Genomic DNA, 20,284 nt, shown 5'->3' on the forward strand with positions numbered 1-20,284 from the left:
ACGTTCGCCATGGTAAAGGTCTTTCCCGAACCGGTGATCCCCAAAAGGGTTTGGAATTTATCGCCGCCGGTCAGCCCCCTGGTCAGCGAGGTGATCGCTTTTGGCTGGTCGCCGCGCGGCTCAAAGCTGGAAACGATCTTAAAGTCGGGCATAGTGTTCTAAATAATAGCAAAAGCGCTGAAATTTGGCAAAAAACAGAGCGAAATATTGTGGTAATACCTATGAAAGTCAGTTTGATAAAACAATCATTAATAATGATCGGCCAAGCGATAAAACTTGGTGAAATTACTCGTTTTAATCGATGCTTGACCGGTCTCTTTGGCAACGGTCAGCTTTTTCGCCATTTAGCGCTCGCCACCGAAAATGGATTTGCGCACCTCCAAAAAGAAGACCAAAAGAACAAACTTTCCAAAGACATTGCAAACGGCAAATTATCCCCTGACTCATTTTTTGATAAAGCTTTAACCTTCAGGATCTATGAAGCAACGGGAAAAAGCCCGACTTTTGGGGTTTGTTTGGCCACGGCCAAAGAAGTCGCCATCTATCGGGAAGGTGAAATTAAGATCTTAGATAACGCCCCTGGTATCCATCGGGAGATTTATTTTGCCATGTGTGGGATTACTGCCCGGGGAGTCAGGGATTTACCACCTGAACTCTACTGTAAGTTGATTGCTAAAATATATTGTATCCAACAACACCAGGAACTTGATTCGGTCGAGGTTATCAACGATGAAAGAGGACTGCTTCGAGTTGCCTATAACGCCCGAGAAAATTCATCTCGGCATTTGACTGTAACGATCAGCGAACTGCGCGCCTATCCAAAAATATCCTGGCCAACTTTCACTCGCTAAGCGGCGATTGTGGTGGTATTAATATATTCTTCACTGGGATGCCCATTGCCGTTAATAGTAGTAAACCCATATGATGGGTACTTTGTGTGCCTTACGATATTGGCATGATTAATCTTTATCTGTTTAACTTTTGGAATTAATTCCATAGACCAGGCTGATCCTGGACGATGGCCTAAAATCATGTTTACTTTATATCCATCAATATTAAATATTGATGCCAAGCCATTGACCATAGCATTAACATCCGCCGCTCGCACTCGGTCAGGTTTATTTTCGCTATTTTCTCTATCATTATTATCAAAACGATTCCATAATAATTGATGGGTAACATCCGGGCTCAAACGCGCATCTATCAGGTCTCCTAAATTGCTTATCCCTCCCCTAATAAAACCCGCGTGGCTTAAAAAAGTAAGCTCATCTTTGCCTAGAACAACCGCGGTCAAAGGGGAATTATCAAAAAACTCTTGTTGGGCCATTAATTCCCGGGCAATCGCCTCTTCATTCATCCCCTCTCCCTTTAATTGAAAGACAACATACTTTAAATATTCAATCCCCTGAACAACCTTAGTTGTCTGATTTTCATTTTCTTTAACCAGAACTATTTCCTGGCCTAATCCTAAGCGCTCAAGTGTTCTCAAATAGCCATTGGTATCAGCTTCATCAATAACCGCCTTTTCCCCCTGGGTAATAATAAACCGGACAATACTTTTTGCTGTTTCGAGGTCTTTTACTCCAGGGAAAACAACATCATGATTCCCCAGCAAAGGATGGAAAGTTTCGGGAAAATAGAACTTCATCATTACTGTTGCTTTAAACAGTTCATACGAACTTTTCATGTCACGTAAATTGCCTGTTTCCGTGTCTTTGATATCGCCCAGAGAGACCAGCCTCTTGAGCCCAGCATGAAGCTCAAGTCCAAAGCGGTTAATTAAATAATTGAGCATAGTTTTGTTCCCATGCTGGTCGCCTAAGGGGATAACTTCCCTAAAGCCATCTAAAAAAACACATAAAGCACCCGGCGATCCATCGGAAGCTCTTTGTCTAATATAACCGGTTACCCCAGCATCGGACTCTCTTCCTTCAACTTTCAAATGATCAACAACCGCCCGTAAAGCTGCAGGTGAATAAGAAGCAATCATATGCTTAAGGGTAATTTGACTAACTGGAAGGGCGGCGCCAACTTTCAAAACTGATGGTTGCAAGGTTGCTGGCGCGCTTCTTATCCCAACCCATTGAAGCGCATGGTTAATTCGACTTGTTATACCCATACATACTTATCGGGTTTTATATAATATTTCTTGCGTTTATAGCTAATATTACGGTTGATTTTGCAGTTGCACTTTGAGGTCAGCTAAGGAGCCTTCGTTTTTTACTATAAAGTCAGCCATTTTCAGGTATTCGGTCTCGGTTTTTTGTGCTTTGATCATTTTCTCAGCCACTTGATTACTTATTCCTTTACTAATTAACCTTTTTAACCTAATATTCTGGTTAGCAGTCACCACCCAAACCTCGTCAACTACCGGGATCAAGCCGATCTCTTTCAGGACCGCGGCATTTATAACTAACAACTTACGACTGACGACTGACGACTTATAACTCGTTATTTCTTTAAGAATCGCTTCTTTTAAATATGGGTGGACAATCTTGTTAAGCTGTTTTAACTTTTTGGGGTCATTAAAAACGATCTCGCCGAGCCTGCGGCGTTCGATTGCTCCGCCACGTTTGAGGATGCCGGAACCAAAATTCTTGACCAGGCTTTGCCAGAGGCGGTAATTCTTTTTATAAAGCTCGTGGGCAAGAAGGTCGGCATCAATAACACAGGCGCCACGGCGCTTCAACAGCTTCGCGACCTCATTTTTGCCGGCCCCGATCGGCCCGGTCAACCCAATTATTTTGATCCTGGAATTATTACTTTTCCTAATCATCTATTTGCCTAATCTCCTATACAACGGCCCGATTATATCACGCGCGTTTTACGTTGACAAAAAGTCCCCGCTAACCTAAAATGCAATCAATGAAGTTGAGGAGAATTTTATTCCCGGTCTGCATTGTTTTCTTCCTGGCTGTCACTGTTTTCGCGGCGGAAGTCAATTTCCCATATGGCCGGTTCAGCCTCAAACTCCCCCCCCTGGAAAATCCCTTCCCCGGCTTTGGCAGCTACTTTACCACTATCTCCCTGGGGCAAAAAACCGCTCTTTGGAACCCGGCGTCTTTGTCCAAGCTAAAGCTCAGCGAATTTTCCTGCGACACCTTTTTGGGCTCCGGCAGTTATAACGGCACCAAAATCTCTTTAGTTGATGAACCAAACGGCACAATCGATCTAAATAGCGATCCAGCCAGCACAGCTAAAATTAATTATGGGGTCTATTTTCGTGAAGAGGGAGCAATTCCAGCTAACGCGCCAACCGAGCAGGTCAAGATCAACAACCGGGTCGACGCGCAGACCGCCAGCTCGGGACTCAATTTTTCCGCCGCTCAGAGGGTCAACGACTGGCTGGTGGTCGGGTTTGCCACCAGAAACCCGGTTGACGCCGACATTAACATTGCCGGGATCTTTCCGGCCACCGGCAAAATGTTCGCCGATCTCCGCGGTTTTCGCTCGGAAGAGCTGCTGGTAAAAAGTGATGGGGTACTGCAATATACTTTTCATTCCGGCGGCGCGGTCTCGACCATGGAAACCACCGCTCCGGTCTGGAGCGGTTTTCTTTCCCAGGAAGTCACCGTCCCGGTCCAAAACTTAACGGAACTGCGCGACAACATCAAAATTGAATCGCCTTTCGTCGGGACGATCGCCTCCAGCTACAAGAACTTTCATGCCGGATTGAATTTTATCCCCATCGCCGCCTCCGGCAGCATCAATAACGACATCAGAGCGGTTGTTCCGGACAGCGCGACCGACCAGTATATGTATGTTCCCAACTTTGACCCGAACGATCCCAACGCGGGGGGGAACTGGATGGTCGACCCTGACCTTTATGGGACTTCCGCCGGCTACTCAAAAAAACAGATCACCCTCCCAGCCGGTGAACTGGTCGCCAACGCCAAATATCGGGGCTTTTACCAGGGGAGCGCCAACCGCTTCGACCTTGGAATGATGTACGATGTCAATGATTGGGTCACAGTCGGGCTGATGCTGGAAAACTTAACCGGCTCCACGATCACCCTTCAGGGAAGCGGCCTTTCCGCTTATTATTCTTACCGCCAGATCAACACCACAGAAGCCGACGCCATGTTCCAGCCGGGAAGCTCCGCCAACTGGAATCCGATCTCCAACAACTGGTTCACTTCATTTGAAGCGGGAGAGACCAAGCTGATGCTGGAAGAGGAAAAAACCATCTCCCTGCCAAAACGATTGCGCTACGGAGTCGCCATTAAACGGCCATTCTTGATCGCCCTTGATTGGGAACAGAACCAGAGCCCGATAACCCTGAAGCTCAACGATAATCCCCAGGACGTTATCATTAGCGACCTGAATTTTCTTCATATCGGCATGGAAAGCCAGCTGTTCGCCCTGCCGATCATTGTCAGGAGCGGACTAACCTGGCTCTTTAAGCCTTCGGTCAGCGGCTTGACCGCCGACCAGCAGCAAGGGGTCGACAATGCCTTTAAAATGCTCGGCGGCCTGCCGGCCAAACTGGACCTGGGAGCCACTATCAAATTGTGGGAATATAAGGTTGACGGAAACTGCGGCTTCAGCGCCCTCTCCCTGATCAATGCCATGCAATTTGACAGCACCAGTATAAACCTGGGAAAAACGGTCTTTGCCGGCCTCTCGGTCGCGAGAGAACCATGGTCGGTCGCTTACCAGGCTGAATTTGATCCGGCATCGACCGCTGCCGCTTACGTCATTAAACCCAAAGACGCGAACGGAGAAAGGAATTTTGAGATGTCCGATATAAAATTGGTCCAAACTATTGGAGTAACCTACAGGTTTTGATAATGAAAAATATTTTTTTTAATGAACCCCTCACCCCCAACCCCTCTCCCACAGGGAGAGGGGGGACCGGCACGCATAGGAAACCGAGACGTTTAGTCTACGGTTTCCTGAGTATTTCGCTCTTTCTGTTTGCTCTTAGTTTTATCACTCCCGCCCTTGCCGCCGTCGTCATAATTAATGAAGAGCTTACCAGTGTCGAAGATGATTCTTTTGTCGTCACCTGGACAACGACCAATGAGCCGGCCGCGACCGCTATTGAATACGGCATTAGCGGGTATACCAACACCTCAACGGTCAGCGGCACTACCAATTATCACTGGTGTCAGGCCACCGGACTCCTTCCCAATACCACTTACCAGTACCGGGTCAAGTCGGGGAGCGTTTACGGCCCCCCCCGGCTGGTCACAACCCTCAGGCGGCCATCGGGTGAATACTTGTTTAGTTTTGCCGTCTTGAGCGATCCGCGCTACGCCGAAGGGCGCACGCCCGACAGCAGCGGGGCCCGGGGGCTCCCCTATTCAATTTGCGGCGAGATCATCAGCTCCAGCGTCTCTGATATCAATGCTCTCCCCAACCGCCCCGCCTTTATCGTGCTGGGGGGGAACCAGGTTGACGTTTGGACGACCAACTCAGGCGACCAGGCAAAGAACGAATTCAAAGCCAGGTTTGTCTCTTTCACCGGAGCTTCCGACCTGGGGAACCCGAACTACCGCCTAAGCCCGGTCCCCGGCTTTTACGACAAACTGGCTGATTACACCACCGGTTGGATCACCGACAACCTTAATCCCCTGCGGGGCAACACGACCCAATACACTTCAGCCGACGCCGGGACCGATTCGGTCTACAACTACAGTTTTAGCTACAAAAATTACAATTTCGTTTTTGCCGACTCGGTAACCGCGGCCGGAGCCGGTCATCTCAACATCAACGCGGTCCGAGACCTGATCACTGCCGAAGCAAGGAAAACTTTTATTTTCTCCAGCTATCCAGCTTACGACCTGGCCGGAGTTTTGATCGACGGCACGACCGAGCGGGATTACCCGATCAGCCTGCCGACCGTCGAAGGAGCGGCAGCAATAGACAACAGCATCGATTTTCGCGCCGCGCTGGAAAGCCTGACCTACACGGTCGGCTCGCAAAGCTATCCCCTGACCGCCGCAGTGGTCTCCGGCCATATCGGGGACAATTATAAACGCGATATTCATGGGATCTCCTACGTCAGGCAGGGCCCGGCAGTCCAATATCCGACCGGCTATTCCGTTTACCGGGTCTACTCCAACGGCTACACCAAAACTTTTTACAAAACTTCCGGGCGTGATACCGCCGGCAAACCATACTATGAGCACGCCCGCGATCTGATCGCCGACTCCGACGGCCTTATTAAATCGCTGTTAACCTCGTTCTGGCTCGGCTCGAACAGCATGCGGAACTTCAGCTATTCCTATCCTTACGCCCCGGGTATCGCGCCAAGGCTGGTCACCACTACCCCGACCAGCGGAGCTTTTACGGTCCCCTTGAACCAGCCTTTTGTCGTCACCTTTAACAAGAGAATGTCCTCGCTGGTCAATTCCAACTGGATCTACGTCACGCCAACGATCATCAAAGGGACCCCGACCATGGACGCCAGCGGCCGGGTCATTACTTTTCCCCACTCCGGATTGGATGCCGGAAAAACCTACACCGTGACCCTCCTGAAGACCGAGGTCAGGGACGAAGGGGGGGGAGGCATGGACAACGATCAGTCGTTCTATTTCTACACGACCGGGAGCACCAACGACTATACCCCGCCAGCCGTCTCGATCCTTAACCCGCCGGCCGATAATATCACCACCGACATTTTGCCGACCTTTCTCGGGATCGCCACCGATGAAGCAGGGGTCGGCCGGGTTGATTTCCGCGTCGATGGCGGAAGCTGGCTGGCGGCCGAACCGGTCGACGGAATGTTCAATTCAAGGCAGGAGATCTTCTCCATGGCCTCCCCTGATAAATTGACCAAGAAGGAACACCTCCTCGAGATCAGGGCTTACGACTCGATCGGTAATGCCGCGACCTCGGAATTCACTTCTTTTGCCTTTATCGTAGCGGATGAAAAACCGAGGATCTCCCTGCTGATCGACGGGATAGTCCCCCTCCCGGGAGACCCGATCGGCCAATTGCCGCAATTGACCGTCAAGGTGGTCTCGATCAACCCGATAACTTCCGGCGCGGTCAATATTGACGGGCAGAAGAACAGTTTGACTTATGTCCTCAATGATTCATATTACTCCGCCAGCTTTATCCCAGGCCAGGAGCTGGGGAACGGGGTCCATACCATTACGATCGAAGCGTTTGACGCAATTGGCCAGGGGGTAACCTACGAGATCACCCCACTCTACGTTGAAGCGGACAAGGATCCGGCGGTCCTTGGGACCCCATTAACTTATCCCAATCCGTTCGACCCGAAGACGGGGAACGCGGCGATCTCTTACCTGCTTTCGAGATCAACCAATATCACGTTGACCATCCATAGCCTGTCCGGCGCTCTATTGGCCAAAAAAGTTTTTCTCGCCGGGAATACCGGAGGACGGGCCGGTTACAATGAAGTCGCCTGGGACGGCCGCTCCGACGGCGGGACAGAATTGGGGAACGGAATCTATATAGTCATAATTCTCGCTGATGGCAAGGTCCTGGCCAGAGGGAAGATCACGGTGTATAAACGATGACAACTTCGCAGGTAAAGAAAGGGGTGAGGGTTTTTGTCTTTCTGCTTATCGCTTGCTCCTTATCCCTTTGTCCCGCTTTTGCCGGTTCCGCGCTTGACCCAAGCAGTACCATCTACAATGCCCGCCAGCTGGGGATGGGAGGGGTCGCGCTTGGCCTGACATCCGACGGGAGCGATCTTTTCCTCAACCCCTCGGCTCTGAGCAAGATCGCTTTTCCGCAATTTACCGCGACAGCCAGAAAATTAGCGTTGGACGAGACCCAGTACAGCCTGGCCGGCTGGGCCTTTCCGACCAAGTATGGGGTGTTCGGTCTTGGTTTTACCGGGCTGAATACCGGAGGATCAATTCCAACCATCCGCGATCCGGCGACCGGCCGGGTGATCCAGAACCCCAGCCAGGAGGTCGGCAGTTTTGACAACAGCGCGCTGGTCTTTTCATACGCCCGGGACCTTGATTCACCGGATAACATCGCGATCGGAGGGAACCTGAAGCTCATCACGCAAACCCTGGCCGGGAACGCCAATGATCGGGCGACCGGGCTAACCCTTGATCTCTCGGCAACCTATTTATATAAACCGTGGCTGAAGTTTTCCGGAACATTGCAAAATGTTTTGGGCGGCGGACTAAGCTGGCGGGGAGGCGAAGATAAGCTTGGCGGCTACTATAAATTCAGCGGGGCGGTCAATCTGCTGGGAGAAGAAAACAGTTCCCTCTACAAAAACGAAAAAACGCTGGTCGCCGGATTGGGACTGGACCTGCCAAACGCCATGCCGGGGAGCGCGCTGCTCTATCACGCCGGGGTGGAATATGAGCCGCAAAAAAACATCACCCTGCGGGCCGGCCTGAATCAGGAAGAAGGGAGCACCGGCCTGACCATGGGAGTCGGACTATATAACAGCGGCTATCGATTTGATTATGCTTTTGTCCAACGACCTAATTTGCCGGGAGACAACCCGCATTACTTTTCCCTCTCATATGTCGGGGAAAAAACCCTGACCACCTCGATCAAGCCGATCAAAAGAGCTCCATTTCTGAAATTAAACTATCCCCCCGATCGCCTGCTGACCGACCGGTATTATCTGGTCGTCTCCGGCGAAGGGTGGGTTACTAAAGTATTGGAAAAAAGAAGCGTCTGGAAGGTCGCCTCCTTTGGTTCCACGGTTGAAGTCCAGGAGATCTCGACCATTGAACCGTTCAGTGTAGTGTACGTAAACAATGTCCCGGTCAAAAACCCCTCCTCGATCGAAGCCAACCAGCTCCTGACGGTTGGCCGCAACATCACCACCGTGATCGCTCAAGCCAACTTTGAGGTTGTCGACGAAACCAGCACAATGTCAGCCGAAACCGTCACCAGACAGGCGGTAGTCCTCCGCTTCAACCCTTTCCGCGACACTCCAATGACCTATTGGGCGATCGAACCGATCGCCCTGGCGGTCACGCTGGGGATGGTCAAAGGGTATCCTGACGGAAAATTCAAACCGGACAAAGGGATCACCCGGGCCGAGCTGGTCACCCTTCTGGTCAGGACGCTGAGCAAACCTGAAGCAACCCTTATCCCGTACGGAGAAAACAAGATCTTTAAAGATGTCTATCCAAAACACTGGGCCGCCAGGGAGATCAACTACGGGAGCGTCATTCGATACGTCACCGGTTACCCGGACGGCACCTTCAAACCGAATAAGGTCTTAACCCGGGCCGAAGGAGTAACTATTTTAATGCGCTACGCCGGGCTTGAAGAAGAGCAGTTTTACACCGGGTCCCCCTATCCGGACCTGCCCAAGAATTTCTGGGCCAATAAAAATATTTTGGCGGCCAAAACCGCCGGATTATTACAATACCTGGAAGGGAAGGACTTCAAGCCAAAAGCCCCCTTCACCCGGGCGGAAGCGTGCGAGGTCCTCTACCGGGTGCCAACCGTTAATCGGGCGGTCGACTATTTCTGGCGGACCGGAAAGGTCTCTCTGTCGCAATAGAACAATTTCGACCGTCGCTCCTTACCGTTACCGCGCCGACATCTTTGGTCATCAGCAAGCCATATGAAGCCAGTTTGTCGACCGCTTTTTTTGATGGATGGCCGTAACGATTGCGCTTCCCGACCGAAATAATTGCCGAGCGCGGAGAGACCGCGGCCAGAAATTCATCGGAAGTCGAGGTCGCGCTTCCATGGTGCCCGACTTTTAAGACTGTTGCCCGCAAGTTCTCCCCACGTCCCAGCAAACGGTTTTCACTCTGGTCGTCCAGATCACCGGTGAAAAGGAACGAAGTCGCGCCATATGTTAACCGGAGGACGACTGAATTGCCATTAATTGTCCCGTCAAGGCCAGGCGGCCAAACAATCTTGCCGCTCACCCCACCCATACTCAAGACCATTCCAGCCCGCCCGGCTACATGCTTGATCTTATTTACAGAGATCAATTCCTGAAAACGCCTATATGCCGGAGAATTGAAAACTTCGCCATTATCGATCAAAGTTTCGACTTTAATGCTTTTTAATATTTCGTTCAGCCCTCCAATATGGTCGGCGTGAGGATGGGTCGCGATCACCAGATCAAGCTTATTGACCCCCTGTTTGCGCAGGAACGGCAAAACAACCATCTTGCCAATTCGATCATAACCTCTTCCTTTATCGCGCTCCTCACCGCCGCCATCTATCAAGATTGTCCGGCCGTTCGGACATTGAATGAAAGCCGAGTCTCCCTGGCCAACGTCCAGAAAAGTCACAACCAAATCCCGATCACCTCCGATAAATAGCGGAAAAAAGAAGAGCGCCAGAAAGACCAATAAAGCAGCCAGGGACCGCCGCTTGGCGGCAACCGCTTTGAACAGCCAGAGCAAAGCAAGATAATAACCAAGCAGCCAGAGAACAGTAGTTTGCTTCACATAAACGGAGCCGCCGGGAAAACCGGCGATCGTTTTAGCGATCAGGTCGAGCAGGACTAATCCGAGCCAAAGGGTCCCGCCCAGTATTTTTGCCAAAGGGAGAAAAACAAAGCCGAGCATGGTCGTCGAAAAACCAAAAATGACCAGGGTTTCGATCCAGGGGAGAATGATAAAGTTGGAAAGTATTCCGGCAAAAGTAAATTGATTAAAATTGTAAACGATAAGAGGGGTCGTCGCCAGGAGCGGGCCGACCGACAAGGCAAGGAGTTCCCGGCCCGGTATTTTTCCCGGCAAACATTCAGTTAACGGCGGGACCAGGCAGATCAGCGACCAGGTCGCCATGAACGAAAGCTGGAACCCAAGATCAAAAAGATAATTGGGATCAAACAATAATAAAACCAAAGCCGATAAAGCTAAGGCCGTGTAAAATTCTTTCTCCCGTTCAAACAACTGACCGACCAGAGCAATTTCCCCCATGATCGCCGCCCTAAGGATCGACGCGCCGCCGCCGGTCACCACAACCAATAAAATATTGAACAATGTCGCGACCGCAACGCTTAGCCAGACCGGAAAACGGCATATCCTGGCCAAAGAAAGGCAAACCCCGATCAAGATCGAAACCTGGGTTCCGGAAACGACCAGCAGATGGATCAAACCTGCCTTCCGATAATCATCTTTAACTTCCGGATCGAGGGGAGAAACGCTGCTTCCAAGCAGGACACTGCCAAGCAGAGCAGCTTGCTTCTCCGGCAGGATCTGAAGCAGCACTTCATTAAACCGAGCGCTAAAGCCAAAGGCAATTTTACTCAGCCAGCTCCCACCCCTTCCCAGCTTTCGACAGTCGGTCGCGGAAAACAACAGGGCGCTTTCTCGTTCCGGGATCAGAGGGTTAGCGTATGAATCACTTCGATTTAACCCGCCTCTTAACTCTAATTTATCGCCATATTCGATCGTTTGATCGGAAAGAAAAACCATGATCTCCCGGCTAAAACTGTATTGCTGCCGCTCAAAAGCAAGATGATGAATCCGAAAAGAAAAGGAGCTTTTCCCCTCTTTCACCCGGGGAACAGATGTAACCTCGCCTTGAATTATCAGATACCCGGCATCAACAAATCGAGCCAGTGGCTCGTCCGAAGCGCCTCGGAACTGGTATGCGCAAAGGCCAAATAACAAAAAAACGACCAGCAATAACCGACCGATCCCGATCTTTAAGCTCGATCCGACAATCGCTAAAACAAGAAATATTCCCAGCAACAATAGTGGCAGCGGAGGAGGAACATATCGGCTCAAGGCGATCCCCAGCGCGTAAGCGGCGGTTATGAGGACTAAGGGGCTCATCTTGAACCCAAGACTAAAGTCTCGGTTAATATTCTCGGGTCCTTATAACAAAACCCTATCATAAAACTAATTGTCCTTTTATCTTTTCAAACTTGGCTTTGCCAAAACGAGGGATCTCCATGATCTGCTCAATCCTGGTAAAGGGACCATTCTTTTTACGATAAACAACGATCGCTTTGGCGGTCGATGCTCCCACTCCCGGCAGATCATCAAAAGCTTTTTCGTCACTAAAATTCAAGCTGACTTTGCCGCCGGGAGCTGCCGCTCCGCCGGATTCCATAAGCAAAACCACTTTCAGCGGGATAACGATCTTTTGACCATCTTTGACCGGTTCCGCCAGGTTAACCGACGAAAGATCGGCAGTCGGCAATGATCCGCCGGCCATCCTGATAACATCGATCAGACGATCGCCACCCTGGACCAAATAAACCCCTTCGTTCCTGACCGCGCCGCAAAGATGGACCTCGACTTTTGGGGCTGTTTCAGGCGGTAAGATAGTTAGCCCTGGCGAGGCGTTTCCCGGATTGAAATACATTACTCCAAGTCCGATTAATAAGGAGAGAACGAGCCCAAGGATGAGAAGTTGTTGTTCTTTGGCAAGCTGCATAACAAAAAGAAAGCAATTTTATTACCAGGAGATTAACCAAAACAATTTGGGATGATCATAAAATAGAAAGTAGTTTGTTGTAGTGAGCGAAGCGAACGTCTTGTTAGTTGTCAGTTAATTTTCTGCGCGATATTGAGGATATCTTCGACGTAGGCTTTGGTCTTGGCGGAAAAGCCGCCGTTACGGGTAATGGCGTTTGGCCCTTCAAAATAGCCGGCCAGCGCTTTGGTCGCGTCATTGCCAAAGCGCTGGAGGAGCGATTTTATGTAAAGAACCGTCCCGTGAGTATTTTGCTCAATATCAAAAGGATCGTCAAGCTTCAACCCTTTGGCAGTCGACGGAAGGAGCTGGCCCAGCCCGATCGCCCCGGATGAGGAGACCGCTTTGGGATTGAAACGGGATTCCCGCGACATTAAGGCGGTGATCAGTTTGGGATTAACGTTCTTTTCATTGGAGTTGCGGACAATACTTTCGGCGATCATCGCCGCTTCATCTGGCTTCCGGTATTTAGAAATAAACTTTTGGATCGCCGCCCGTTCGCCATCATCAACCCCATCATTAACCGGATCGATCGGTGGCGCGCTGACATTATTATAGACAACTCCGGGAGGAGAGCTCGGCTGGTTATTAGAATGATCTTTATCCCCCAGGCTGGTCAGGATCGAGATCACAAAAATAAAGACCACTACCGCGGTCGTAGCTTCCATTTATCGCTTCCGGCCAACACCCGCTCGCGAAGCGGCGGTCGGCTTGCTCGGCTTTAGCAGATCAGGGATCGCGGAATAATATGTGTCGCTTAGCTTTTTGACAGCCAGTCCCAAAAGCTTTTTCTGCTTTTTGTGGATCAATAGTCCGGTCCCTCCAACTTTTCCCAGGATCTGGAAAGGAATATTATTGAGCATGGCAAGATCAGAGAGGGGAAAGATATTGTCGGCCGAAATTGTGATCAGGATCCGGGATTGTCCTTCCCCAAACAAGAGAGAATGATTATCAACCGGCTCATTCAGGTTTAAACTAGCGCCGATCTTCCCCTGGATACAGCATTCCGCCAAAGCGACCGCCAATCCTCCTTCGGAAAGATCGTGGGCCGACTTGACCAGGCCGAGCTGGATCGCGTCAAGGCAGGCCTTTTGTACCCTGGCTTCCACTTTAAGATCGATCTCCGGCATTCCAGTCCAGGTTTTGGTCTCCCCCAAAAGGATGATCAGATCTCCCTTTTTCTTAAAAGGGACAGAACAGCGCTGGTTGATATGTTTGACGATCCCGACCATGCCGATCATCGGGGTCGGCAGGATCGGCCCTTTGGGGCTTTCATTATATAAAGAGACATTCCCTGAAACGACCGGCAGGTTGTAGAATTTACAGGCATCGGCTATTCCTTCGACGCACGACTTGAACATATAAAAGCGGTCAGGCTTTTCCGGATTGGCAAAGTTCAAACAATCGGTCACCGCCGCCGGGTCGGCTCCGGTCACAACCAGGTTCCGCATCGCCTCCGAGACCGCGATCTGCGCCCCAATATAAGGGTCAAGCTGGCAATAACGGGCATTACAATCGGTCGTAACGGCGATCCCCCAGTCCTTATCCTTGAGTCGGAGAACGGTCGCGTCCCCACCCGGATAAACGGTCGTATTCAGCTGGACCATGTGATCGTACTGCTCATAGACCCATTTCTTGCTGGCAATGTTGGGATCGGCCAGTAGTTTAAGAAGATGCTGGCTATTGTTGGCCGGCCTTTTTACTTTGGGCTTTTCAGTCTTTGGCTTTTCAAACGCCATTTCGTAGATCGGAGCTTTGGCCAGTTCGTCCGCCGGGAGATTGGCGACTATTTTATCGCCGCTTCTAATAACAACTTGCTTCTTTTCGGTCACGAAACCAACAACCTCAGCCTCCAGTCCCCATTTGTGGAAAATATCGAGGATCGCCTGCTCTTTACCCCGCTGGACGCAGAGGAGTTGGCGCTCCTGTGATTCGGACATCATGATCTCCCACGGTTCCATCCCGGTTTCCCGAAGCGGGACTTTATCAAGGTCAACCTCTACCCCAACTCCCCCGGCTGCCGCCATTTCAGCAGAGGAGCAGGTTAAGCCTGCCGCCCCCATATCTTTGATCCCAACCACTACGCCGGTTTTTAAGGCCTCCAGGGTCGCTTCAATTAAGCATTTCTCGGTAAAAGGATCACCAACCTGAACGGTCGGCCGCTTCTCGCACTCGCCCGCTTCAAATTCTGAAGAAGCAAGGACCGAACAACCGCCGATCCCGTCACGGCCGGTCTTGGAACCAGCGTAGATTATTGGATTCCCCGGCCCCTGGGCTCTGGCCCTGGCGATCTCTGCCCGATCGCAGACCCCAACACACATCACGTTAACCAGGCAATTGCCCGAATACGCTTCGTCAAAATAGATCTCGCCGCCAACGGTTGGGACCCCAACACAGTTGCCGTAAAATTGAATACCGTCAATCACGCCAGAGAAAATAAACTTGTTGAGTGGATTGTCGAGTGGGCCGAAGCGGAGCGAATCAAGCAGGGCAATTGGCCGGGCGCCGGTCGTAAAAATGTCCCGGATGATCCCGCCAACTCCGGTCGCCGCCCCCTGCCGCGGCTCAACCTGGGAAGGATGATTGTGGGACTCGGCTTTAAAGATGATCGCTTTGCCGTCGTAAACTATGCCGCCGGCATCTTCGCCGACCAGTGCTTCGTATTTCCCTTTCTGGGGAAAGAGGCGGAGGTATTTGCGGGAACGAGGATAGCCGCAATGCTCCGACCATTCGACCGAGAACATTGCCGTTTCGGTCGGGGTCGGCTCACGGTCAAGGGTTTTGACGATCCGTTCAAACTCGGCGTCGGTCAAACCGAGTTCGCGATAAACTTTTTTCTCCATGAGGCTATTTTATCATTTTAGAGGTGGAAATTAAACAAAAAAAATACCCTGCCAAATCAGCAGGGTATTAATAATATGTAAAAGTGCACGCTTATGCCGGAATTAATTCTTTGCCTTTTACGATATCTTTCATGCCTTGAGGGCTTAACATCCTCAACTGTGGGACGTTAAATCTGCGCGCAAAATTATTAAGTTCTCTAGTTGTAATATTAATTGGATTAATAATTTCAAAACCAATAACCTTATTTTTCTTGTCCAGATCCACAAATATCTCATTGACGGAATCTAGTTCGACTGTTTTAAATATTTTTCCTGTTTTAATTTTAATATAAATTAATCCTTCTGATGTATCAATCGAAATATCCATTACTATTTAACCTCCCCGGGTTTAGTAATTATTAAGCCCAATAAGCAGTTATTATAAAATAAGTGCTGTTTTTTTTAATTTCATAAATTACCCAAAGCAACCTTGCATTAACAGATCCACATATCTTATATCTTCCTTTTTTCTTAGCCGGAACCTTCATAGTAACGTTTTGAAGAGCAATAGTAAGATCTTTAATCGATATAAGTCTTTCCTTAATTCTTTGTTTCGAATGATCGCAAAGATAAACCTTCATTACGATTAATTATAGCATCCCTTACAACAACAAACAAAAAATAACCGCGACGTTTAGTCGCGGTTATTTCATATTTTGAGGCTTATAATTCTACATCGCCCGTTTTTTTTCTTCTTCCGAAACACCCTTCATTGTCAGGTTGATCCGGCCTTTATCATCGATCTCGATAACTTTGACGATCACTTCGTCATCCAGCTTCAGGACATCTTCAACCCTGGCGACCCGCTGGGGGGCAAGCTGGGAAATGTGAACCAGCCCGTCTTTTCCGCCCGGGATCTCGCAGAAAGCGCCGAAGTCCATAATTCTGACCACTTTAGAGTGGAATACGTCGCCCGCTTTCGGTTCAAAAGTAATGGCGTCAACTTCCGCTTTGGCTTTTTTCGCCATCTCGGCGTCGTTGGTGGTAATTCGGATCGTTCCATCATCTTCGATGTCCATCTGGACGCCGGTCTCATCGGTGATCCGCCGGATGTTCTTTCCGCCCGGGCCAATGACCATGCCAATCTTCTCCGGGTCGATCTTGAAAGAGATGACCCGGGGAGCGAACGGCGACAGTTCAGTGCTTGGTTTGGGGAGGATCGCTTCCATTTTATCCAAGATGTAATAGCGCCCTTCTTTGGCCTGTTCCAGCGCCCGTTTGATCAGGTCAAATGAAAGTCCTTTGATCTTGATGTCAACCTGGATCGCGGTGATCCCTTTGCGGGTCCCGGTCACCTTAAAGTCCATGTCGCCAAGGAAGTCTTCCAACCCCTGGATATCGGTAATGGTCACGAATTTGTCCCCTTCGGAGATCAAGCCGACCGAAATACCGGCAACCGGCGCTTCGATCTTGACCCCGGCGTGCATTAGAGCAAGAGTTGAACCGCAGGTTGAAGCCATCGAGGTAGAGCCGTTGCTCCCCAGGACCTCTGAAACCAGGCGGAGGGTATACGGAAAATCGTCGGAATTAGGAATAACCGGCAAAAGAGCTTTTTCTGCCAGAGCACCGTGGCCAATTTCCCGGCGTCCCGGACCGCGCATCGGACGGACTTCGCCAACCGAGTAAGCGGGAAAGTTGTAATGGTGCATATAGCGTTTACCGGTCTCTTCAAGGTCGAGCCCTTCCAATCGCTGCTCTTCCCCAAGGGAACCAAGGGTTAAGATCGTCAAAACCTGGGTTTGGCCGCGGGAAAAGATCGCCGAACCATGGGTCCGGGGAAGGACCCCTATTTCGCAGTTGATCTCGCGAATATCTTTTGGTCCCCGTCCATCAACCCGCTTGTTCTCTTTTAACACCAGGCGGCGCATCGTTTCGTATTCGATCTCTTCAACGACCGCTTTAATATCGCCGGGATGCTTCTTCAGCTCTTCTTCCAGCTCTTTGTTCTCCAGTGCTTTGTTCTTGATATCCTTCCTGATCGCGTCAAGTTCGTCCATCTGCTTTTCACGGTCGGTTATGCGCATCGCTTTTTCGATCCGATCGGCCGCCAGCTTGGTCACAAAAGAACGGATCTTTTCGCTGATCTGGTAAACCTCAACTTTTATCTTTTCCTTGCCAGCTTTTTTAACCAGCTCTTCCTGCATAGCAATCGTTTCTTTAATAAAAGTGTGACCAAATTTGATCGCTTCAAGCATTTGATCTTCAGGGATCTGGTTAGCCCCCGCTTCGATCATGGAAATTTCGGTTTTTGACCCGGCGATCACCAGGTCAAGGGTCGAAGCTTTAGTCTCGGCCAATGTCGGATTGGCCACGAATTTACCGTCAACCAGCGAAACCCTGACCGCCCCGATCGGCCCGTCAAACGGGATATCGGAAATGGAAAGAGCGGCAGAAGCGCCGATAATCCCAATAATATCGTGCTGATTTTCCTGGTCCACCGAAAGAGGGGTAATAACAACCTGAACATCATTGCGGAATCCTTCGGGGAACATCGGCCTGATCGGCCGGTCAACCTTGCGGCAATTAAGGATCGCTTTTTCTGAAAGGCGCCCTTCCCGCTTAAAGAAACCTCCCGGGATCTTTCCGGCGGCATAAAGCTTTTCTTCAAAATCAACCATTAAGGGGAAGAAATCGATCCCTTCGCGAGGAGAACCGCTCATAGTCGCGGTCGCCAGGACCATAGTATCGCCTAAACGAATAATTACTGAACCGCCCGCTTCGCGGGCTACGCGGCCTGTTTCAATGGAGAGGACTTTACCGTCACTAAGGGTCTTTTCAACTGTTTTAATCATTACTTTGTTTTCAAACTAGAGGAAAGCTTTTCAAACTTCTTAACATCCGTCCGATGGAGGTAGTTAAGGAGTCGTTTGCGCTGACCAACCAGGATCAAGAGACCGCGCCGGCTGTGATGATCTTTTTTATTCCTTTTAAGATGATCAACAAGCTGGTCTATTCTTTTGGTCAGAACCGCGACCTGGACTTCGGGTGATCCAGTATCACTCGCATGCCTTTTATATTTTCCGATGACCTCTGTTTTTACTTCCTTTTTTAACATATTAATTGTATTGTATCACATCCTCCGCAGACGGGCAATATCTTTTTTGATTTGCACCTTAAGTTGGGCAACCTCCCTGAAGCGGCGCTCCCCCCTTAATCGACAATAAAGATCAACCGCAAGCGTCCGGCCAAGGAGCCGGCCGGAAAAGTCCAAAAGATGGGCCTCGACCAGTTGGACGTTCTTTCCAAAGGTCGGCTGAAACCCGATGTTGACCGCGCATTTGCGGCCATCAATCAACCCGCAGTAAACCCCCGGAGCGGGGATCAATTTTCCAGGATCAAGCTTCAGGTTGGCAGTCGGAAAACCGAGGACCCTGCCGCCGATCCCTTTCCCTTTGACCACCTTCCCAGTTAATCGATAAGGATGTTCCATAAGCGCCTGGGCAAGCTTGAAATCCCCATTGAGGAGTAAATCCCGGATCAACCCTGATTTGACGATCCTGCCGCGAACTTTGACCGGCGGGATAATATGGACCTCAAAACCATGTTCTTCTCCCAGCTTTTTCAAGGCGGTCGCGCTCCCGCTCCGCCCTTTCCCCAAAGCGTAATCGTAACCAATAAATACCGCCCGAACCCCAAGTTTTTTGACCAGATAGCGCTCAATATACTGCCGATAGCTTAGTTTCCGGAGTTGAGGGGTAAAACGACTGACGATTACCGAATCAACGCCAAGTTCAGCCAATAAAGCCTCCCTTTCGGCTAGCGTGGTTAGGAGCTTGAGCCCCCTATCGGGAGCAACGATCGCTTGAGGATGCGGATCAAAAGTGATCGCGGCCGAATGGGCGCCGATCTTCCTGGCATAGGCGACCGCCGCTTCGATCACCCGGCTATGCCCAAGATGGACCCCGTCAAAAGTCCCTAGGGCAACAACCGGGCGATGAAGCTTCCCCTTGCTGGGATGGCGAATTATTCTCACTGACCGAACATCCCCTTGACCATAAGAGTGGCTGATTTAATATATTCAGCGGAAGGTAAAAACAGAAGCTGAGAAAGGACCAGGGTCCCCACAACTCTCCCCATTATTATATAGAAAACCATGGCCCGGACATCCCCTTCGCGCCGTTTCCCTTTGACCGCCTGATCGGTAATATAAGCGCAGGTCGGATCGACCAGGGTTACCAGCAAAATAGTAGCGATCCCGTTGACGATCGCCGAAAGCTGGGAGGCGGTAATTCTAAACTCTGGGACCAGAGCCCCGGCATAAAGGGAAGACAAGACCCCAATGGCATAGACCGAAACAACGATCAGGTTGGTCCAAAGAAATCCCTTGGGCATCCCCTTCAGGGAAAGGTTCATTAACGACTCTTTGGCCGGCAGGCGGAAGCGATCGATTATTTTTGTCAAATTCCTGGGGAAAAACGCGGCGACGATCAATCGGGGGACCGAGCCAACCCGCTCAAAACGGAGGATCGCTTTGGTAAAGACCGCCACAAAGAACGGGGTACAGACTGCTCCTAAGAGGTTGCCGATAAAGGCGGCAAAGATGACCATTCGGAAGGAACCAACCAATCCGCTTGGGTTTCCGGTCATGATTGCATGATCAACTAAACCGCCTAGAAAAGGGGCTTGTAGCATGTTCGAGGTCCGGGTCACCAGCAAGGTCGCGTTAACAAATGATAGCGAGGTCGCGATCTGCCCGGTCCGCACCCCGGCCAAACGGAGCGACGAAGCGGCCGTTTCGGTAAAGTGGATTATTCCGGTTAAAATACAGACTATATAAAGTGGGTTCATGAATGCTTATTATATAATGAAAACCCTTTCTCCCACAAGTCTAACGATTTTTCGCCATTTTTAACAAAAAGCCATCATTTTTAACTGTGGCAATAACTTTGCTCATATTCGAGTTGTGGAAGAATTAATTCCTGACGAAAGAATAGAAAACAAAATTTACCTTATCAGGGGACAAAAAGTAATGCTTGACTCTGATTTAGCAAACCTTTATGGGGTTAAAACTAAGAATTTAAATAAAGCGGTTAATAGGAATTCTGGCC

General features: G+C 50.2%; 17 protein-coding genes. 5 read left to right on the forward strand and 12 right to left on the reverse strand.

Annotation, left to right across the window (positions count from 1 at the left end; genetic code table 11):
• Window positions 1-221: 221 nt before the first annotated feature.
• Entirely contained in the window at window positions 222-851 is a 630-nt protein-coding gene (locus KKF06_06795; GenBank protein ID MBU1617460.1) for a hypothetical protein, read from the forward strand.
• On the opposite strand, the gene KKF06_06800 is transcribed toward KKF06_06795, so the two are convergent.
• Both KKF06_06800 and coaE read right to left on the reverse strand, forming a co-directional pair.
• Window positions 848-2,119, reverse strand: coding sequence for a hypothetical protein (locus KKF06_06800; protein ID MBU1617461.1), 1,272 nt, complete (start codon window positions 2,117-2,119; stop codon window positions 848-850). The genes KKF06_06795 and KKF06_06800 overlap by 4 nt on opposite strands.
• A 48-nt stretch (window positions 2,120-2,167) precedes the next feature.
• Window positions 2,168-2,776 carry a dephospho-CoA kinase gene (gene coaE, locus KKF06_06805; GenBank protein ID MBU1617462.1) on the reverse strand — a complete coding sequence of 203 codons (609 nt, stop codon included), beginning with the start codon at window positions 2,774-2,776 and terminating at the stop codon, window positions 2,168-2,170.
• An 89-nt stretch (window positions 2,777-2,865) separates the two neighbouring features.
• Here coaE and KKF06_06810 point away from each other — a divergent pair, with 89 nt between their 5' ends.
• From KKF06_06810 to KKF06_06820, 3 genes are read left to right on the forward strand one after another with little or no spacing between them, the layout of a single operon-like run.
• Complete coding sequence (locus tag KKF06_06810) at window positions 2,866-4,788, forward strand: hypothetical protein (protein MBU1617463.1); 1,923 nt, start codon at window positions 2,866-2,868, stop codon at window positions 4,786-4,788.
• A gap of 2 nt (window positions 4,789-4,790) precedes the next feature.
• Window positions 4,791-7,490 (forward strand): Ig-like domain-containing protein, encoded by a 2,700-nt coding sequence (locus KKF06_06815; protein MBU1617464.1) that lies wholly within the window; start codon window positions 4,791-4,793, stop codon window positions 7,488-7,490.
• The gene (locus tag KKF06_06820; protein ID MBU1617465.1) at window positions 7,487-9,463 is read left to right on the forward strand and encodes an S-layer homology domain-containing protein; all 1,977 of its coding nucleotides are present in this window, start codon (window positions 7,487-7,489) and stop codon (window positions 9,461-9,463) included. The genes KKF06_06815 and KKF06_06820 overlap by 4 nt, the downstream gene beginning before the upstream one ends.
• On the opposite strand, the gene KKF06_06825 is transcribed toward KKF06_06820, so the two are convergent.
• The 10 genes from KKF06_06825 to KKF06_06870 all read right to left on the reverse strand — a co-directional run bounded on the left by KKF06_06825 (window position 9,408) and on the right by KKF06_06870 (window position 20,024).
• Entirely contained in the window at window positions 9,408-11,708 is a 2,301-nt protein-coding gene (locus tag KKF06_06825) for a DNA internalization-related competence protein ComEC/Rec2 (protein ID MBU1617466.1), read from the reverse strand. The genes KKF06_06820 and KKF06_06825 overlap by 56 nt on opposite strands.
• A 58-nt stretch (window positions 11,709-11,766) precedes the next feature.
• The gene (locus KKF06_06830; protein MBU1617467.1) at window positions 11,767-12,315 is read right to left on the reverse strand and encodes a ComEA family DNA-binding protein; all 549 of its coding nucleotides are present in this window, start codon (window positions 12,313-12,315) and stop codon (window positions 11,767-11,769) included.
• 110 nt (window positions 12,316-12,425) lie between these two features.
• A complete protein-coding gene (locus KKF06_06835; GenBank protein ID MBU1617468.1) occupies window positions 12,426-13,022 on the reverse strand; it encodes a lytic transglycosylase domain-containing protein in 597 nt (198 codons plus the stop codon).
• Window positions 13,023-15,197, reverse strand: a complete 2,175-nt coding sequence (purL, locus tag KKF06_06840; protein MBU1617469.1) for a phosphoribosylformylglycinamidine synthase subunit PurL — start codon at window positions 15,195-15,197, stop codon at window positions 13,023-13,025.
• Window positions 15,198-15,288: 91 nt separating this feature from the next.
• The gene (locus KKF06_06845) at window positions 15,289-15,564 is read right to left on the reverse strand and encodes a DUF2283 domain-containing protein (GenBank protein MBU1617470.1); all 276 of its coding nucleotides are present in this window, start codon (window positions 15,562-15,564) and stop codon (window positions 15,289-15,291) included.
• A 31-nt stretch (window positions 15,565-15,595) separates the two neighbouring features.
• Window positions 15,596-15,817, reverse strand: a complete 222-nt coding sequence (locus KKF06_06850) for a DUF4258 domain-containing protein (GenBank protein MBU1617471.1) — start codon at window positions 15,815-15,817, stop codon at window positions 15,596-15,598.
• A gap of 90 nt (window positions 15,818-15,907) precedes the next feature.
• A complete protein-coding gene (locus KKF06_06855; GenBank protein MBU1617472.1) occupies window positions 15,908-18,028 on the reverse strand; it encodes a polyribonucleotide nucleotidyltransferase in 2,121 nt (706 codons plus the stop codon).
• Window positions 18,028-18,291 (reverse strand): 30S ribosomal protein S15, encoded by a 264-nt coding sequence (rpsO, locus tag KKF06_06860; protein ID MBU1617473.1) that lies wholly within the window; start codon window positions 18,289-18,291, stop codon window positions 18,028-18,030. Before rpsO ends, KKF06_06855 begins: the two co-directional genes overlap by 1 nt.
• A gap of 15 nt (window positions 18,292-18,306) precedes the next feature.
• A complete protein-coding gene (gene ribF / locus KKF06_06865; GenBank protein ID MBU1617474.1) occupies window positions 18,307-19,209 on the reverse strand; it encodes a riboflavin biosynthesis protein RibF in 903 nt (300 codons plus the stop codon).
• Window positions 19,206-20,024, reverse strand: a complete 819-nt coding sequence (locus KKF06_06870) for a lipid II flippase Amj family protein (protein ID MBU1617475.1) — start codon at window positions 20,022-20,024, stop codon at window positions 19,206-19,208. The genes ribF and KKF06_06870 overlap by 4 nt, the downstream gene beginning before the upstream one ends.
• 115 nt (window positions 20,025-20,139) lie before the next feature.
• Here KKF06_06870 and KKF06_06875 point away from each other — a divergent pair.
• Window positions 20,140-20,284: ORF6N domain-containing protein (locus KKF06_06875; GenBank protein ID MBU1617476.1), on the forward strand; the 145-nt coding region annotated here is incomplete at its 3' end.

Source organism: Candidatus Margulisiibacteriota bacterium, assembly GCA_018822365.1.
In the GTDB taxonomy this organism is placed as follows: Bacteria; Margulisbacteria; WOR-1; order O2-12-FULL-45-9; family XYB2-FULL-48-7; genus XYB2-FULL-45-9.

Excerpts from the sequence above, each read along its gene's own strand:
- KKF06_06795 (MBU1617460.1), top strand. The coding sequence starts at position 222 with ATGAAAGTCAGTTTGATAAAACAATCATTAATAATGATCGGCCAAGCG.
- KKF06_06800 (MBU1617461.1), bottom strand. The coding sequence starts at position 2,119 with ATGGGTATAACAAGTCGAATTAACCATGCGCTTCAATGGGTTGGGATA.
- coaE (MBU1617462.1), bottom strand. The coding sequence starts at position 2,776 with ATGATTAGGAAAAGTAATAATTCCAGGATCAAAATAATTGGGTTGACC.
- KKF06_06810 (MBU1617463.1), top strand. The coding sequence starts at position 2,866 with ATGAAGTTGAGGAGAATTTTATTCCCGGTCTGCATTGTTTTCTTCCTG.
- KKF06_06815 (MBU1617464.1), top strand. The coding sequence starts at position 4,791 with ATGAAAAATATTTTTTTTAATGAACCCCTCACCCCCAACCCCTCTCCC.
- KKF06_06820 (MBU1617465.1), top strand. The coding sequence starts at position 7,487 with ATGACAACTTCGCAGGTAAAGAAAGGGGTGAGGGTTTTTGTCTTTCTG.
- KKF06_06825 (MBU1617466.1), bottom strand. The coding sequence starts at position 11,708 with ATGAGCCCCTTAGTCCTCATAACCGCCGCTTACGCGCTGGGGATCGCC.
- KKF06_06830 (MBU1617467.1), bottom strand. The coding sequence starts at position 12,315 with ATGCAGCTTGCCAAAGAACAACAACTTCTCATCCTTGGGCTCGTTCTC.
- KKF06_06835 (MBU1617468.1), bottom strand. The coding sequence starts at position 13,022 with ATGGAAGCTACGACCGCGGTAGTGGTCTTTATTTTTGTGATCTCGATC.
- purL (MBU1617469.1), bottom strand. The coding sequence starts at position 15,197 with ATGGAGAAAAAAGTTTATCGCGAACTCGGTTTGACCGACGCCGAGTTT.
- KKF06_06845 (MBU1617470.1), bottom strand. The coding sequence starts at position 15,564 with ATGGATATTTCGATTGATACATCAGAAGGATTAATTTATATTAAAATT.
- KKF06_06850 (MBU1617471.1), bottom strand. The coding sequence starts at position 15,817 with ATGAAGGTTTATCTTTGCGATCATTCGAAACAAAGAATTAAGGAAAGA.
- KKF06_06855 (MBU1617472.1), bottom strand. The coding sequence starts at position 18,028 with ATGATTAAAACAGTTGAAAAGACCCTTAGTGACGGTAAAGTCCTCTCC.
- rpsO (MBU1617473.1), bottom strand. The coding sequence starts at position 18,291 with ATGTTAAAAAAGGAAGTAAAAACAGAGGTCATCGGAAAATATAAAAGG.
- KKF06_06870 (MBU1617475.1), bottom strand. The coding sequence starts at position 20,024 with ATGAACCCACTTTATATAGTCTGTATTTTAACCGGAATAATCCACTTT.